Below are 15,224 nucleotides of genomic sequence, written 5' to 3' on the forward strand. Positions count from 1 at the left end.
TTTATTATACCTGTCAAATTTTACTTCGCACATCCATGGCATCTCTCAATCCATTACCTAACAGGTTGAAAGCCAATACCAGTATCATGATTGCAATACCCGGGGCCAGGGCCAGCAACGGGTTGTGGGTGATTATAAAGTTGTAGTTTTCCTTAATCATCAGGCCCCAGGAGGGTTGCGGAGGCTGAACACCTACGCCAAGGAAGCTAAGTCCCGCTTCCACCACAATAGCGGTGGCAAAATTACCTGCAGCTACTACCATTACCGGCCCCATAATATTGGGCAGAATATGCTTTACTATAATCCTTACATGTCCGTATCCCAGTGCCCTGGCTGCTTCTACATACTCCAGCTCCCGCAGGGCCAACACCTGCCCTCTGATAATACGTGCCACTCCTACCCACATCGTCAGTCCCACGGCAATAAACACCTGCCAGAAACCTTTACCCAGCGCCAATGTCAGGGCAAACACCAGTAGCAATGTGGGCATAGACCATACCACATTCACCAGCCACATCACCACATCATCTGTACGGCCTTTGAAATACCCTGCCACAGCGCCGAGCAATACGCCTATGCTCAATGAGATAATCACCGCCACCCCACCAACACCCAGACTAACCCTGGTGCCGATGATCAGGCGGCTGAGAATATCACGTCCGAATTTGTCGGTACCCAGCCAATAGGTGCGGGGGGAGATGCGTTCATGTATGGTTTTCTCCTTTAGTGCGGCCAGTGATAAACCACTTACTTCCGGCTGGTTGCTCCATAGCTTCGCCAGTGGATATATTTCTTCCCTGCCGGTAGATTCATCTACATAACGTTGTATCACCAGGGTACTGTCTCTGAATTGCCACGACCGCATGGGCACCCAGGTCATATTGGAAGTGGTACCAGATATCAGTCGTTGTAAAAAAGAAGTTTTCGTAGCTGCCTGCCCGTTAGGTACTGCCAGCATAGCAATCCGGAATCCGGGATGCTGCCCTTCCACCTCCAGCACCATTCTGTTGGCATTGGCCGTATGATCCGGTGCAATATAGTAAGCGGCGATACTGACGAACACCGCGAGGATAATAACAATGAGCCCGGCTACGGCTCCTTTATTGCGGTATAGTCGTTTCCAGAATGATTGCATATCGGGCTTTTAATTAACCTGCCGGCCTTTCCACTGATAACTGCCAAACTTCCCAAGCCAGCCTGCGATTACAATATAAGGAATATGAAATATCTGTCCCGGTATAAACCACAACAGCAATTCTGTTTTGTTGAAAAATTTGGCCACGGGTAAAAGGAAATACAGTTCCAACGTTACTTTGAAGAGCAGGATGATCAGGAACCACGGCCACCATACAGGCATGAAAAGCACCAGTATTGCCATGGCCAGCAAGCCGGCATTGAACAGATATACCAGCAGCAGCATCCAGGTCAGGCGCTTGTCTTCATACTTATCCGCCTTCGACGACCAGCGGATCCGCTGATGCAGGAATTCTTTCAGCGTATCTACCGCCAGTGTGCGTACCACCGCCTCCTCACATTTCAGGTAACGGACCTTATCGGGATAAGCATTGTAGATTTTATACATCAGCAGCATATCATCTCCGGAGGCGATATTATCAATGCCTTTAAAGCCGCCAACTTCGTGGAATACCTGTTTTTCATAGGCCAGGTTGGCGCCGTTGCACATCGTGCCCGACGACAGTTGAGCCAGTGATCCGGTGATTCCCTGCATGGTCATGAAATCGAGCGACTGGCATCTCTTGAAAAAGTTATATTCTTTATAAAAGCTTACCGGGGCTGCAATGAATTTAGGTTGATGATATTCGTAGAACTGTACTATTGTTTCGATCCAGCGGGGGCCCATTACACAATCAGCATCGGTAGTCACAATCAGCTGCCCGCTGGCATTGGCGATCGCAATTTCAATGGCCTTCTTCTTGTACGCATTCAGGCGTTCTTCTGCGTTGAGGTATTGCCGTAGTTCCAGCAGGCGGATATTCTCCGCCGGGTAATTACGGATAAGCTCTGCCGTGTCATCGTCTGAAAAGTCATCGATGATAATCACTTCCAGCAATTCCCGCTTATAAGTTTGCCGTTGCAGTGCCTCCAGCAATGCTGGCAGGTTGGCGGCCTCATTCCTTGCCGGAATGATGACCGTTACCGCCGTAGTACAGCTGGTTTTCTGCTGAACGGGGGTAAATTTTTTCAACCGCTTCCAGCCAAGGCTATACCAAAGCATGAGTAAGCCATATCCTAAAGCCAGAATAGATAGTATAATTACAAAAATCTGCATCCGGGTTAAAGATTATTTTTTATGACAAGTCCCAGCTGTTCGGAAATCAGCTGATGTCCTTTATCCAGTATCACAATTTTGCAGGGAAAAGACCCATCCGCGAAGCGGGTGCCCAGTACGGGGGGAATAACGCGATCGTATTTCCCGAATATCAGGAGTGTTAAAACGTTATATTTTGATAATAATTGTTTACATGTCTTTTTATCTGGCATCATATGCCGGAGATTTGTCCAGATATTATAGACCTGCAACCGCTTCTGTGGCTCATTCATCCTGTGTAATGCAAATTTATAAATACTTTGGTTCAGCAGGCCTAGCCGCTTCCCGCTGTGGAGCAACGTAAAAAACAATTGCGGATGATAAGCATTGTACCTGAAGATTTTATTACCAATAGCCGTTTGTGTGACAAACATATGCCAGGGGTTATTCTTTAACCCATCCCCTGCCGCCATGATCAGATGATCGATCCGGGGGGCCATCTTTTCTGTAAGGCACAGACATAACCGCCCGCCCATGCTGTATCCAAGCAGGGAAAAACGATCTTTCCCCTGCCGCTGCAATACCATTTCCACGATCGCAACCAGGTCTTCTTTTTCAAACGGCCTGTTTTCCAGCCACTCCGTACTGCCATGTAAAGGCATATCCAGCGCCACCAGGGTAAACAGATCCCCCAGTGTGGCTGTCAGCGGGTGAAAATGGGCAGCACTTTCTCCGAATCCATGAAGGCAAATCAGCAGCGATGCTCCGCTTCCTTCACAGATACCGTGGATCCGGCTTTGTTGATATGACAGATAAAATTCCAGGTTGTCAGCTATTAATTTTTATGATGTCGATAATGCTCCTGATGCGCGAAGATACAAGTGGTTATAAATATATCATTATATATGGATTACAATTATTATTTATAATATGTTAAAATCTCCATGTACTTCGTTGCATGTAGTGAAAAACATTTGGACCGGGCTCGTTGCAGTCCTTTTTTCAGTAAATTACAGAACTACCAAAAATGCAGTATTATGGACGCAACAGTTGAAAATAAGACCGCGCTGAAAGGCGCTGAATTCCTGGTAAAGGAAAGTGCTCCTGAAGAAGTGTTTACCCCGGAAGATTTTTCGGAAGAACAGCTGATGATCAAAGACATGGCTGACCAGTTCATTGCCAAAGAGATCACTCCGGTGGTGGAGCGTATAGATAAGCTGGAAGAAGGCCTTATGCCCTCGCTTTTGGAAAAAGCCGGTGAACAGGGACTGTTAGGTGCTGCCTTCCCGGAAGAATACGGAGGGCTGGGTAAAGATTTTGTAACTGCTACTATTATCAATGAAGGCCTCGGTGCCGGGCATTCCTTCTCGGTGGCCATGGCTGCGCATACAGGCATCGGATCTCTCCCGATCCTTTATTTTGGTACAGAAGAACAAAAGCAGAAATACATTCCTAAACTGGCTACCGGTGAGATGAAAGGCGCATACGCGCTAACAGAGCCGGATTCAGGTTCAGATGCGCTGGGCGCTAAAACTACGGCCAGGCTAACGGAAGATGGAAAATACTATCTTCTGAACGGGCAGAAATGCTGGATCACCAATTCCGGCTTTGCTGATGTATTCACTGTATTTGCGAAGATTGATGGCGACAAGTTCACTGCTTTCATTGTAGAGAAAGGCACTCCCGGATTCACACTGGGGCCGGAGGAACATAAAATGGGTATCAAAGGATCTTCTACCCGGCAGATCTATTTTCAGGACGCGAAAGTACCTGCTGAAAATGTGCTGGGCGTGATAGGAAAAGGCCACCTCATCGCCTTCAATATTCTGAACATAGGCCGGCTGAAACTCTGTGCAGCCGCACTGGGTGCCTCCAAGAAGTGCATCAATACTTCTGTTCAATACGCCAATACCCGCGTACAGTTTAAACAACCCATCGCCAATTTCGGTGCCATCAAACATAAGCTGGCGGAAATGGTTATCCGTACCTGGACGTCTGAATCAGCGCTTTTCCGCACTGCCCAGCTGATAGATGAAAAGGAAAAAGAATTGCTGGCAGCAGGTAAACCCTTCAACGAAGCCTTACTGGGCGCAGCTGAAGAATACGCCGTGGAATGTGCCATCCTGAAAGTGAACGGCTCTGAAGTACTGGACTATGTAGTGGATGAAGGAGTACAGATCCACGGTGGTAACGGATTCAGTGATGAATACATCATTTCCAAAGCCTACCGCGACTCCCGCATCAACCGCATCTTTGAAGGTACCAACGAAATCAACAGGCTCCTGACGCTGGACATGACGCTGAAACGCGCTATGAAAGGGAAGCTGGACCTGATGACGCCTGCCATGAATGTGATGAAAGAGCTGATGAGCATTCCGGATTTCGGGAGCGATGATGAAAGTGCTTTCAGCAAAGAAAAAAAGCTGATCTCCAATTTCAAAAAAGCCATCCTGATGGCCGCCGGTGCTGCCGCCCAGAAACTGATGGTCAAACTGGAAAATGAACAGGAGATCCTCATGGATATTGCCGATATGGCCATCGAAACATTTGTAGCGGAAAGTGCATTGCTGCGCCTCATCAAGCTCACCACGCATAAAGGCGAAAGTGCTGCTGCACTACAGGCGGATATCGTACGGACTTATCTTTACGATGCAGCCGATCGTATTAACAAGTCCGGTAAAGATGCTATCAATGCATTTGCAGAAGGCGACGAACAACGCATGATGCTCCTCGGCCTGAAGCGCTTTACCAAAGCGGAGCCATTCAATACAAAGGACGCCCGCCGGCGGATTGCAGACAAGCTCATCGAAGAAAATAAATATGGCTTCTGACCTGTTTCATAACTGGTTAGCTTTTTGCTATTGAAAAAATGCAGCGGATAATTACCATATCTTCGCTGCATTTTTTCTAACAGCTATTTGTTGAAAGTGTATGACGCTATCAGTGAAGTTCTTCTCCCAGGCTTTGATCGTACTTTGTATCCCCATTCTGGCCAGCAGTCAGGCTTCGCTCAGGCTCAGCCTGCCTTCCCGCGATCAGAATAATGTAAGTACAGCTAAGCAATTTATCGCAGGCCGTACCTGTGTTGGTTGCACTGTCAGGATCAATAACGATACAACGCATGTGTACTCCACCGGTACTTTTGCCGCGAAATACGAGCTGCCTGTTGGCCGGAGTAACTTCGCCGTTACTACAACCTCACCTAACGGAGAAACATATACGAAAGATGTAGTATTCTACTACAACCCGCCACCAGCTCCGGTAGCCACTTCTGTTTTCCGCATAGATTTTATGGAGATAAGCCCAAGTGGGAACCTTCAGCTAAGCGAAGGAGATACCCTGCGCATCAAAATGAAAGGTTACCCAGGACAGGAAGCCAGCTGGTTCAACAATGTGCCGATCCGGGAAATGCCCTCCTCTCAAACAGGCGGTGTGCCGGGCTATTACAGCGGCATATATGTTATCAAAGCCAGCGATTCATTACTGAATGGTAAAATCATCGCCCGGCTTCGCCGCAGCAACGGTGAAACAGCGGTGCAAGGCAGCACTTACCGTTACAGCGTCATGCGTAATGAAGTACCTTTCACCGGCCGTACCATCGATAATATGACCTATCTTACTTCCAGCCCACATGGCGACCGCCTTGGCCCGGAAAAAATCGGATACCTGGATAAAGATGTACTGCTGCATATAGTAGGCCGTCAGGGAGATTATTATAAAGTGAGATTATCGTCGCACAATACCGCTTTCATCCCCGAGCCGCTTGTAGATACAGAGATTCCGCAGGAACAGCTGCCCGTCAGCATTGCGGACGATGCCAGGATATGGGGCGATGAAAAATATGATTATATCTCTGTGGCGTTATCAGACAAGCTGCCTTACACTTCTACCCAATTGGTTGCTGCTAAAAAGATTATGGTGGATATCCATGGTGTGTACACAGAAAAGAATCTCAGCAGCCAGTTACAAGGCACGAAAGAGATCACAGCTGTATCCTGGGGACAGCCCTATCCTGACGTTTGCCGCATGGTCATATCCCTTAAGCATGCTCCCTGGGGCTACCAGATCTACTATGAAAATAATCGTATAGTCGTGAAGGTGAAAAGGGTGCCGGAAAAACCCTCTTTGAAAAATCTGGTGATAGGCCTTGATCCCGGCCATGGAGGCAGTAATCCCGGGGCTACCGGCCTCACCGGCAATGTAGAAAAAAACATGACCCTGTTGATTTCCCTGCAGCTGAAAAATGCCCTGGAGCGAGAAGGCGCCACTGTTATAATGTCGCGCACTACGGAGAAGTTTGTGGCGAACGAAGACCGCCTTTCTTTCTTCAGAAAAACCAATCCCGATCTGCTGCTGAGTGTTCATATGAATTCCTCCGGCAATCCCGTAGATGTTTACGGAACTGCCACCTACTATAAACATCCATTCTGTGAGCCACTCTGTGCTGCTATTCACGAGCGTTTGCTACAAACAGGATTAAATGATTTTGGCAATAACCCCGACTTCAATTTCATCCTGAACAATCCCACGGAATTCCCTGATGCACTGATAGAAACCTTATTTCTTAGCAATCCGGGCGACGAAGAAAAAATACTGAATCCATCGTTCCAGCGAGAGATCGTGAATGGAATCGTCTCAGGGTTGAAAGATTACCTCGAAGAAATTAATAATTAATAATGAAGAAACAGCGGGAAGACCCTGGCGGATTATTATTATTAATTGCCAGGGTCTTCCCGCTGTTTCTTCATTATTAATTATTAATTCTTCTCAAATAGCCAGCGAGTCTGGCAATAGCGTCTGCTGCTACCAAAATCTGCTCCTGGGCCTCTTTCCAACGGCGTTGTTCTATTGCCTCACGTACACCGGGAATTGTTTTTACACCGTAGCCGGTATAGAAGCCGGGGGCGTAAATGGTATGTTTGTACCAGGTACGTGCAGGGAGTCCCTGATCATTCAGCAGCTGTTGTTCCGCCTGATAAAGGGCTTTATTGGCGGCGCCGGTAAATTGTTTTCCGGCCAGCGCCTGGGTGACAGTGTCGAGGCCGGCTATGGCATTTTGTAATGGTGAGAAATCGAGGTAAGGTACCTCGGGCTTTTGCACTGGTGGCAACAGGTGTTTAGCGGTATCTGTAGCCAGCTGATATTTCCCTTCGCGCAACAGTTGGTTTTCAACGGCGGTAGATTCCCGTATAGTGGTAACCAGATCTGTCAGCTCCGTCACATAGCCGTTCACCGTTTCATAGAGTTTACGGAAATCAAAGGGGAGACTAACGGCACCGGCCATACGTAATACGGTGTGCCCGGCAGTTTGTGACAAGGCTACGCCATAATTAAAGCCAGGATCTTTAAAACGCCGGTAGTCATCGTAGGAGTCGTAGATAGAATGGTATTCTCCGCCAGCATCTTCTCCCCCAAATCCCAGATCCAGGGAGGGTACTCCAAGGTGTTGAAGGAAGGAGGAATAATCCGATCCTGATCCCATGGCACCAATGGGCATTTCCTGTTTCGCCAGTTTCTCTCTGCGAAGCCGGGGAGTTGCTGCTCTCAATACTTCCTGTGCCTGTTTGCGCGCCAGGATGCTGACACCGGTCTGCGGATCTTTGATATCACGCGCTACTTCATTCACCAGGGTTTGCAGGGCATGAGATCCGCTGGCCCCGAGAAATCCACGACCGTTGCCGTCGGAGTTGATATACACCACTGCTTTTTCTTTCAGTTCAGCGGCATGATCCTCCGCCCATTCTGTGGAGCCCAGCAAACCGGGCTCTTCTCCGTCCCATGCGCAGTACACCAGCGTGCGTCGTGGCTGATAGCCTTGTTTTCGCAATTCTCCGATAGCTTTAGCCTCTTCCAGCAGGGCCGCCAGTCCGCTGATAGGATCGGAAGCACCATTCACCCAGGCATCGTGGTGGTTGCCCCGGATCACCCACTGATCGGGCTCCTCGCTTCCTTTGATCCTGGCGATAACGTCGTAGCAGGGCCGGATCTGCCAGTCGAACTGCGCTTTGAGATGAACTCTTGCCTGTCCTCCTCCGATATGATACGTAAATGGCAGTGCCCCGCGCCAGTCTTCCGGAGCAACCGGTCCCTCCAGGGCCTGCAGCAGTGGCGCAGCATCATGATAACTGATCGGCAATACAGGTATTTTCAACAGGTTAGGAGCCTGCAGGCGTTCCAACCGTTTAGCCCCCGACGTGGCGCCAATGCCCGGCGTCAGCGGATCACCCGGATAGATAACAATATCCATTACAGAACCTCGCTGTACACCGTATTCATTTTTGAATGCTCCTTTAGGATATACGTCTCCGTTATAATACCCATCATCTTTGGGATCGGAATAAATAATACATCCCACAGCTCCGTGTTCTTGAGCTACTTTGGGCTTGCTGCCACGCCAGGAACGGCCATACTTTGCGATGACGATCTTGTTTTTCACATTTACGCCGGTACGTTCGAGGTATTCATAATCTTCCGGCAGGCCGTAGTTTACATATACAAGCGATCCTTCTACGTCGCCGTCGGCGCTCCAGGCATTGTACGTAGGCAATTGCCCTTCCTGGCCGGAGGTAGCATCCTCTTTCAACGGAGGTTCTTTCAGCAGTGCCTTATAGGTAACGGGCCCTTTCAACTCCACGATCCGTTCCTTTGGTGTCGGAAACAGTACCTGATAAGTAACTATCTCGGCATCCCAACCGTAACTTTTAAACCGCTGCAGGATATCTTCTGCTACTGCTTTGCCTCCTGCGGAGCCCAGATGGTGCGGGCGGGCGGACAAATCCCTGATAGTTTCCCCGATATGGCTGCTGCTCAGCTGTTTATCGAACTGCTGCTCCAATTCAAGCTGACGGGCAGCAGCACTGCCAGCATAGCCGGTGAGTTGCTTTTCCTGGGCCTTTGTGACACCGCATATGCATAGGAACATAGCGATAACCACGGTTCTTTTGGTTGTTGTCATAAATGATGAAGATCTCATGTGATGGTGGGTAACACAAGATAATCAATAACTTCCGGTTATGTGCCATAAATATAGGTTATAGCACAATAGTCTACTTATTAAGTAGATTAATCTATATTTGTAAATCCTTTCATAGCTTTATTGCGTGAATTGAGGTCATAAACATTATAAACTGCAGTTATATGGGTAACGCGATCCAGGAGTTCAACGACTACCGGGCTAAAATGAATGAGGTAATACTGGGTAAACAGAACAAGGTGATTAACCGGCTGTTCAATCTTGATACAAATACCTATGCAGAAGGAGCATTAAGCACCAAAACCAAGGAAATGCTGGGTCTGGTGGCATCGATGGTACTTCGCTGCGATGACTGTATAAAATATCACCTGGGCAAGGCACATGAACAGGGAGTGACTACTGAAGAGATGTATGAAATTTTCGCAGTAGCTAATATTGTGGGTGGCACCATCGTTATCCCGCATACCCGGAGGGCAGCGGAATACTGGGAGGAATTACAGGCCCAATGAGGGGATAATTACACCGATCTGTCGTAACTTTACGGACTCAATAATAAATTTTAATTCAAACTAATGTCAACAGCAACTATAGCTCCGCAGGCAGCCTTAACGGCAAAAGACTTTGCAACTGACCAGGAAGTACGCTGGTGCCCTGGCTGCGGTGACTACTCTATACTAAAGCAGGTACAAACCATTATGCCTGGACTGGGGATTCCCCGTGAAAACATTGTGATCGTTTCTGGTATCGGGTGTTCTTCCCGTTTCCCGTATTATATGAACACTTACGGCATGCACTCGATCCATGGGCGTGCTACTGCTATCGCATCTGGTTTGAAGGCGACCCGTCCGGAACTGAGTGTGTGGATCGTGACAGGTGATGGCGATGGCTTGTCTATCGGTGGTAACCACACCATTCACCTGCTGCGTCGTAACTTCGACGTGAATGTAATGCTCTTCAACAACCAGATATATGGTTTGACAAAAGGACAATACTCTCCCACATCCGAAGAGAATAAAGTGACCAAGTCTACTCCTATGGGCAGTATCGACCATCCGTTCAATCCGATGGCACTGGCGCTGGGTGCAGACGCGACCTTTATTGCCCGCAGCATGGACCGGGATCCGAAACACCTGCAGGAGATGCTGAAACGCAGCCATGCCCATAAAGGCGCTTCCTTCCTGGAAATATACCAGAACTGTAACATCTTTAATGATGGCGCATTTGAGGCCTTTACTGAAAAAGGAACCAAGGCGGACGAAACCCTTTTTGTAGAACAGGGCAAACCACTGGTATTCGGTGCCCAGAAAAATAAAGGTATCCGCCTCGACGGATTAAAACCTGTAGCAGTGGAGCTGGGCGGCGATTATAGCGAAAGCGATCTCTGGATCCACGACGAAAACGACTTCTACAAAGCTCAGTTGCTCACCCGTATGTTCGACGATACCCGTATAGAAGGCCACTTACCCCGTCCGTTCGGTGTATTCTACGAAGTCTTCCGCCCTACCTACGAAGATATCATGGCAGCCCAGCTTTCAGACGCTATCAGCAAAAGAGGCCCGGGTGACCTGGATAAGCTTTTGGCGGGTAATGAAACGTGGACCATCAGGTAGAATTAGGAATAGAGAAAGAAGAATTAAGAAATAGCGCGAAGACCTTAGCAAAATTATCATCATTGCTAAGGTCTTCGCGCTATTTCTTAATTCTTCTTTCTCTATTCCTAATTCTATCTAGTGTCCTAAACTTCCCAGTTCAAACAACACCTTATACAGCAGTACCACCCCAAAAATGATCATGCTGACACCGGCTATGCGGTTAAGCCATTCTACGTTGGTGAGTGTAAGCTTGTGACGGATCTTATCAGCAACAAACACCTTGAGGATGTCGGCAGATAAAACCAGCGACAGGCAGATAGTATACATGATAAACCGGTGGCTTACGGGAGTAGCACTATTGGCTACGCATACGCCCAGCCAGAAGATGATAACCCCGGGGTTCAGGGTATTCATCAGAAAACCAGCCAGCCAGATTTTCAGATAGTCATGGGTGCGGAACATTTCCGGTTTTTCGTCGCCGGTGCTGATCTTCACCTTTTTGAAAAGCAGCCCGTAAATACCCATTGCAATCAGCAGGATACCGCCTCCTACGCCGATAGACCGCTTGTATTCTTCCAGCCCGCTGATGAAAGACGTTGCCAGGTTACCGGTTAATACGAACATAATATCGCTGAAAGACACACCCAGTGCGAAACTGATCCCTGCCTTAAAACCGTTATTGATGCTATATTTTATTATGGCGAATATTACCGGGCCTACCGATAAGGAAAGAAATAATCCAAGTCCCAGTCCCGCAACAATTGATGCTATCATGCTTATATTTTCCGTGTCACAACTGCAACTTAACTTTTAACAGTCTTTCCTGCAAGAAATTTCTCCCAATCCTTCAGCTTCTCGCCCTTCATGACACGGGGAAACTTATTCATGGCGCCTTCCTTGCCTTTACAACGGAGATAATCGATAAATACATCGTTAGGGAGTATTTCTACGAACACTTCCTTGAGTGCAGCAGAGCGCTCTACTGCATAATCATCGTTCACTTCGGCTAAAGTCTGGTCTATGATTTCTCTTACCTTCTCTGCATCCACTCCCTGAGAATCTGTTCCAATATACCAGCGATGGGCAAAGAGGTTCTGATAAGGGAATCCGGCAACAGTAAACTCTCTGATAGTAATGCCGAGTTTCCTCTGTACATTATCGATGGCTTTGTTCATGTTGTCGATACTCATGTGCTCCCCGCACAGGCTGAGGAACTGTTTGGTACGGCCAACAATAACAATTTCATGTTCTTTCACAGAGGTGAATTTCACCACATCACCGATCAGATAACGCCAGGCTCCTGCACAGGTACTTAGCATCACCGCGTATTCCACATCTTCCACCACCTCATGTATCATGTACGACTTAGGATTGGGTTTTACCTCACCCTCGCCATCAAAGTTCTCTTCATTGAAAGGAATGAATTCGAAGAAAATGCCGGCATTCAATACCAGTTTGATCCCTCTTGTTCCCGGACGGGCCTGGAAGCCGAAGGAGCCTTCTGAGGCCATATACGTTTCGATGAACGCAATGGGCTTTCCGAGCAGTTTCTGGAAGCTTTCACGGTAAGGCTCGAACGACACCCCTCCGTGAATATATACGGCCAGATTAGGCCAGATTTCGTGGATATCCTTTACATTGTGATATTTGATAATCTCTTCCAGCACAATCTGTACCCAGGCAGGTACACCGCATACGGTACCTACGTCCCAGTCTTTCGCCTTACGGACGATCAGCTTGATACGCTGTTCCCAATTGGGTTTACGGGATATTTTCCCACCCGGCTTGTAAAAACGGCGGAACCATCTGGGAATATTCTTGGCCTGGATGCCACTCATATCTCCCTCATAATAATCTCCTTTCTCAAACAATGAAGTGGTTCCCCCCAGCATAAGAATACCCTTTTCAAAGGAACGGGGCGGAATATTGAAGTTTGCCATGGAGTACAGCTGCTTCACGCCTACCTTTTTCACTGTTTTTAACATCGCCCTGGTTACCGGAATATGTTTGCTGGCAGATTCTGATGTACCGGAACTCAGCGCAAAGTACTTGATCTTTTCAGGCCAGCTGACATTTGCTTCTCCCTCCAGGCAACGGAACCACCATTCCTTGTGCATTTTGGAGTAATTATGCACTGGTATCCTTTCGCGGTACTGCCCCATGAAATTGGGGCTGTCCAGGATTTCCTGAAACCCGTAGTGGTTACCAAACTCTGTATCCTTGGCCTTCTCCAGCAACCGGTGCAGTACCTGTAACTGATATTGGCGAGGCGTGCCTAACTTAAACGTGAACTTCTTCCTGATGCGCAGTGACCTGGAAATAAGATTACCTATAATGGCCATTAACTTTCTCTCTCTTTAATTGAACTACAAAAATAAGCGGAATCCCGAATATAAGTTAACTGATTAGTAAGAATTACAGATTAGGAGTTATCAATAAGTATTATATACATACTCAAAATTATAAATGTAAAGGTAAGAAATCGTAAATTATAATTCCCTATTCGTAATTACCTTTGCGGCATGCTAAAAACAACTTTACTCAAAGCTACTGAAGCCAGCGGAAAAATACTGCAACAATATTTCAACGGCCCTTTCGAGGTCAGCAGTAAAAGTACAGTAAACGACCTGGTGACGGAGGTGGATAAAAAATCCGAATCAGCTATTATTGCTACCATCCGGGAAACTTATCCAGATCACTTCATTCTGAGCGAGGAAGTAGGTGAGATAAAGACCAGCTCTTCAATAAAGTGGATCATCGACCCGATCGATGGTACCGTGAACTATGCCAATGGTATTCCGATCTGTTGTGTATCGATTGGGGTGGAGAAAGATGGAGAAATGATACTGGGTGCAGTATATAACCCATTTATGAACGAGCTTTTCCTGGCCGAAAAAGGACAGGGAGCTACGCTGAATGGCAAGCCCATACAGATTTCCAGCCAGGCAAACGTCAACCGTTCCTGTCTGGTGACCGGTTTTCCTTATCAATGGCAGGATCTCCCCAACAACCCTCTCGTGGTTTTCGAAAGGGTTATTACACAGGGCATTCCGGTACGCCGCCTGGGCTCTGCTGCCATAGACCTCTGCTGGGTAGCCTGTGGCCGGTTCGATGGTTTCTATGAGCACCATCTTCAACCCTGGGATGCCGCTGCCGGCTTCCTGATCGTTGAAGAAGCCGGTGGAAAAGTAACCGACTTTTCCGGCAAACGCTACTCTCCCTATCAAAAAGAAGTACTGGCAACGAACGGACATATCCACGGCGGATTACAAGCACTTGTTAACGGAAAATAAAGATGGAACAGGAAAGAACTGAAATACAGGACCTGGGGGAATTTGGTCTGATCGACTTCCTCACGAGGAACATTGAAATACAAAATGCAAGCACCGTACTGGGTGTGGGAGATGATGCCGCCGTGATAGATCACTTCGGCAAACAAACCGTGATCAGTACCGACATGCTGGTAGAAGGCATTCATTTCGATCTGATGTATATGCCGCTCAAACACCTGGGCTATAAATCGGTAGTGGTAAACCTTTCCGATATCTACGCCATGAATGCTACGCCTACGCAGATTATTATCAGCATTGCCTTCTCCAATCGTTTCTCTGTGGAAGCATTGAACGAATTTTACGAAGGGGTGTATGCCGCCTGTGAAAAATATGGCGTAGACCTCGTGGGAGGCGATACCAGCAATTCTCAGAAAGGATTTATCATCAGCATTACCGCTATCGGAGAAGTTGCGCCAAATAAATTCGTAAAACGGTCTACAGCGCAGAAAGGCGATCTGCTTTGCGTTTCAGGCGATCTGGGCGCTGCCTACCTGGGCCTTACCCTGTTGGAGCGGGAAAAAAAGATCTTCCTGGAAAGTCCGGATGTAAAGCCTGATCTCGAAGATCAGACCTATGTCATCGGGCGGCAGCTGAAACCGGAAGCCCGGAAAGATATCATCGAATTCCTGCAGGAACAGGACATTGTGCCTACTTCCATGATGGATGTCAGCGATGGCCTCAGCTCAGAAATACTGCATATTGCCAAACAAAGCAATCTGGGCGTAGTGCTCTACGAAGAGAAGATCCCCATTGCCCAGGAAAGCCGGGAACTTGCCATGAAGTTCGGTCTGGACCCCACCGCCTGTGCATTAAGCGGTGGAGAAGACTACGAGCTGCTCTTTACCATGAAACAAGCGGACCATGATAAAATAGTGCTGAATGAACAAATCAGCGTTATTGGCTACATGACCGACATCTCTGAAGGCGCGCATATCCTGACCAAGGGGGGAAATAAGTTTAAGCTGGTAGCGCAGGGCTGGAACGCGTTCCAGCAGTAAATTCAACATAGGGAGAATTAGGAATTACGAAATAGCTCGAAGACCTACCTTAGTGAATGA

General features: G+C 47.8%; 12 protein-coding genes. 6 read left to right on the forward strand and 6 right to left on the reverse strand.

Annotated elements, in window-relative coordinates; all coding sequences use genetic code 11:
- Positions 1-13: 13 nt before the first annotated feature.
- The 3 genes from UNH61_RS28005 to UNH61_RS28015 are packed head-to-tail and all read right to left on the reverse strand — an operon-like array spanning position 14 to position 3,105.
- Positions 14-1,135, reverse strand: coding sequence for an ABC transporter permease (locus UNH61_RS28005; RefSeq protein WP_326995308.1), 1,122 nt, complete (start codon positions 1,133-1,135; stop codon positions 14-16).
- Positions 1,136-1,144: 9 nt separating this feature from the next.
- On the reverse strand, positions 1,145-2,290 hold the full coding sequence (locus tag UNH61_RS28010) for a glycosyltransferase (RefSeq protein WP_326995309.1): 1,146 nt from the start codon (positions 2,288-2,290) through the stop codon (positions 1,145-1,147).
- Between the two features lie 5 nt (positions 2,291-2,295).
- Complete coding sequence (locus UNH61_RS28015) at positions 2,296-3,105, reverse strand: alpha/beta hydrolase (protein WP_326996175.1); 810 nt, start codon at positions 3,103-3,105, stop codon at positions 2,296-2,298.
- 201 nt (positions 3,106-3,306) lie between these two features.
- Between UNH61_RS28015 and UNH61_RS28020 the strand changes: the two genes are divergently transcribed.
- On the forward strand, positions 3,307-5,100 hold the full coding sequence (locus UNH61_RS28020; protein ID WP_326995310.1) for an acyl-CoA dehydrogenase family protein: 1,794 nt from the start codon (positions 3,307-3,309) through the stop codon (positions 5,098-5,100).
- Positions 5,101-5,200: 100 nt separating this feature from the next.
- Positions 5,201-6,943 (forward strand): N-acetylmuramoyl-L-alanine amidase, encoded by a 1,743-nt coding sequence (locus tag UNH61_RS28025; RefSeq protein ID WP_326995311.1) that lies wholly within the window; start codon positions 5,201-5,203, stop codon positions 6,941-6,943.
- A gap of 76 nt (positions 6,944-7,019) precedes the next feature.
- Here the strand turns inward: UNH61_RS28025 and UNH61_RS28030 are convergent, their stop codons facing one another.
- Positions 7,020-9,224 (reverse strand): transferrin receptor-like dimerization domain-containing protein, encoded by a 2,205-nt coding sequence (locus UNH61_RS28030; protein WP_326995312.1) that lies wholly within the window; start codon positions 9,222-9,224, stop codon positions 7,020-7,022.
- A gap of 182 nt (positions 9,225-9,406) precedes the next feature.
- Between UNH61_RS28030 and UNH61_RS28035 the strand changes: the two genes are divergently transcribed.
- Together UNH61_RS28035 and UNH61_RS28040 are read left to right on the forward strand one after the other, a co-directional pair.
- Positions 9,407-9,751, forward strand: a complete 345-nt coding sequence (locus UNH61_RS28035) for a carboxymuconolactone decarboxylase family protein (protein WP_326995313.1) — start codon at positions 9,407-9,409, stop codon at positions 9,749-9,751.
- A 63-nt stretch (positions 9,752-9,814) separates the two neighbouring features.
- Positions 9,815-10,852, forward strand: a complete 1,038-nt coding sequence (locus UNH61_RS28040) for a 2-oxoacid:ferredoxin oxidoreductase subunit beta (RefSeq protein ID WP_326995314.1) — start codon at positions 9,815-9,817, stop codon at positions 10,850-10,852.
- A 117-nt stretch (positions 10,853-10,969) separates the two neighbouring features.
- On the opposite strand, the gene UNH61_RS28045 is transcribed toward UNH61_RS28040, so the two are convergent.
- A complete protein-coding gene (locus UNH61_RS28045; protein WP_326995315.1) occupies positions 10,970-11,608 on the reverse strand; it encodes a LysE family transporter in 639 nt (212 codons plus the stop codon).
- Positions 11,609-11,637: 29 nt separating this feature from the next.
- On the reverse strand, positions 11,638-13,176 hold the full coding sequence (locus UNH61_RS28050) for a GH3 auxin-responsive promoter family protein (protein WP_326995316.1): 1,539 nt from the start codon (positions 13,174-13,176) through the stop codon (positions 11,638-11,640).
- Positions 13,177-13,356: 180 nt separating this feature from the next.
- Here UNH61_RS28050 and UNH61_RS28055 point away from each other — a divergent pair, with 180 nt between their 5' ends.
- Positions 13,357-14,127: an inositol monophosphatase family protein gene (locus UNH61_RS28055; protein WP_326995317.1), complete on the forward strand. Its 771-nt coding sequence runs from the start codon at positions 13,357-13,359 to the stop codon at positions 14,125-14,127.
- Between the two features lie 2 nt (positions 14,128-14,129).
- Positions 14,130-15,164 carry a thiamine-phosphate kinase gene (gene thiL / locus UNH61_RS28060; protein ID WP_326995318.1) on the forward strand — a complete coding sequence of 345 codons (1,035 nt, stop codon included), beginning with the start codon at positions 14,130-14,132 and terminating at the stop codon, positions 15,162-15,164.
- Positions 15,165-15,224 lie beyond the last annotated feature (60 nt).

This window comes from Chitinophaga sp. 180180018-3 (assembly GCF_037893185.1).
GTDB lineage: Bacteria > Bacteroidota > Bacteroidia > Chitinophagales > Chitinophagaceae > Chitinophaga.

Excerpts from the sequence above, each read along its gene's own strand:
- UNH61_RS28020 (WP_326995310.1), top strand. The coding sequence starts at position 3,307 with ATGGACGCAACAGTTGAAAATAAGACCGCGCTGAAAGGCGCTGAATTC.
- UNH61_RS28010 (WP_326995309.1), bottom strand. The coding sequence starts at position 2,290 with ATGCAGATTTTTGTAATTATACTATCTATTCTGGCTTTAGGATATGGC.
- UNH61_RS28055 (WP_326995317.1), top strand. The coding sequence starts at position 13,357 with ATGCTAAAAACAACTTTACTCAAAGCTACTGAAGCCAGCGGAAAAATA.
- UNH61_RS28045 (WP_326995315.1), bottom strand. The coding sequence starts at position 11,608 with ATGATAGCATCAATTGTTGCGGGACTGGGACTTGGATTATTTCTTTCC.
- thiL (WP_326995318.1), top strand. The coding sequence starts at position 14,130 with ATGGAACAGGAAAGAACTGAAATACAGGACCTGGGGGAATTTGGTCTG.
- UNH61_RS28030 (WP_326995312.1), bottom strand. The coding sequence starts at position 9,224 with ATGACAACAACCAAAAGAACCGTGGTTATCGCTATGTTCCTATGCATA.
- UNH61_RS28040 (WP_326995314.1), top strand. The coding sequence starts at position 9,815 with ATGTCAACAGCAACTATAGCTCCGCAGGCAGCCTTAACGGCAAAAGAC.
- UNH61_RS28025 (WP_326995311.1), top strand. The coding sequence starts at position 5,201 with ATGACGCTATCAGTGAAGTTCTTCTCCCAGGCTTTGATCGTACTTTGT.
- UNH61_RS28035 (WP_326995313.1), top strand. The coding sequence starts at position 9,407 with ATGGGTAACGCGATCCAGGAGTTCAACGACTACCGGGCTAAAATGAAT.
- UNH61_RS28050 (WP_326995316.1), bottom strand. The coding sequence starts at position 13,176 with ATGGCCATTATAGGTAATCTTATTTCCAGGTCACTGCGCATCAGGAAG.
- UNH61_RS28005 (WP_326995308.1), bottom strand. The coding sequence starts at position 1,135 with ATGCAATCATTCTGGAAACGACTATACCGCAATAAAGGAGCCGTAGCC.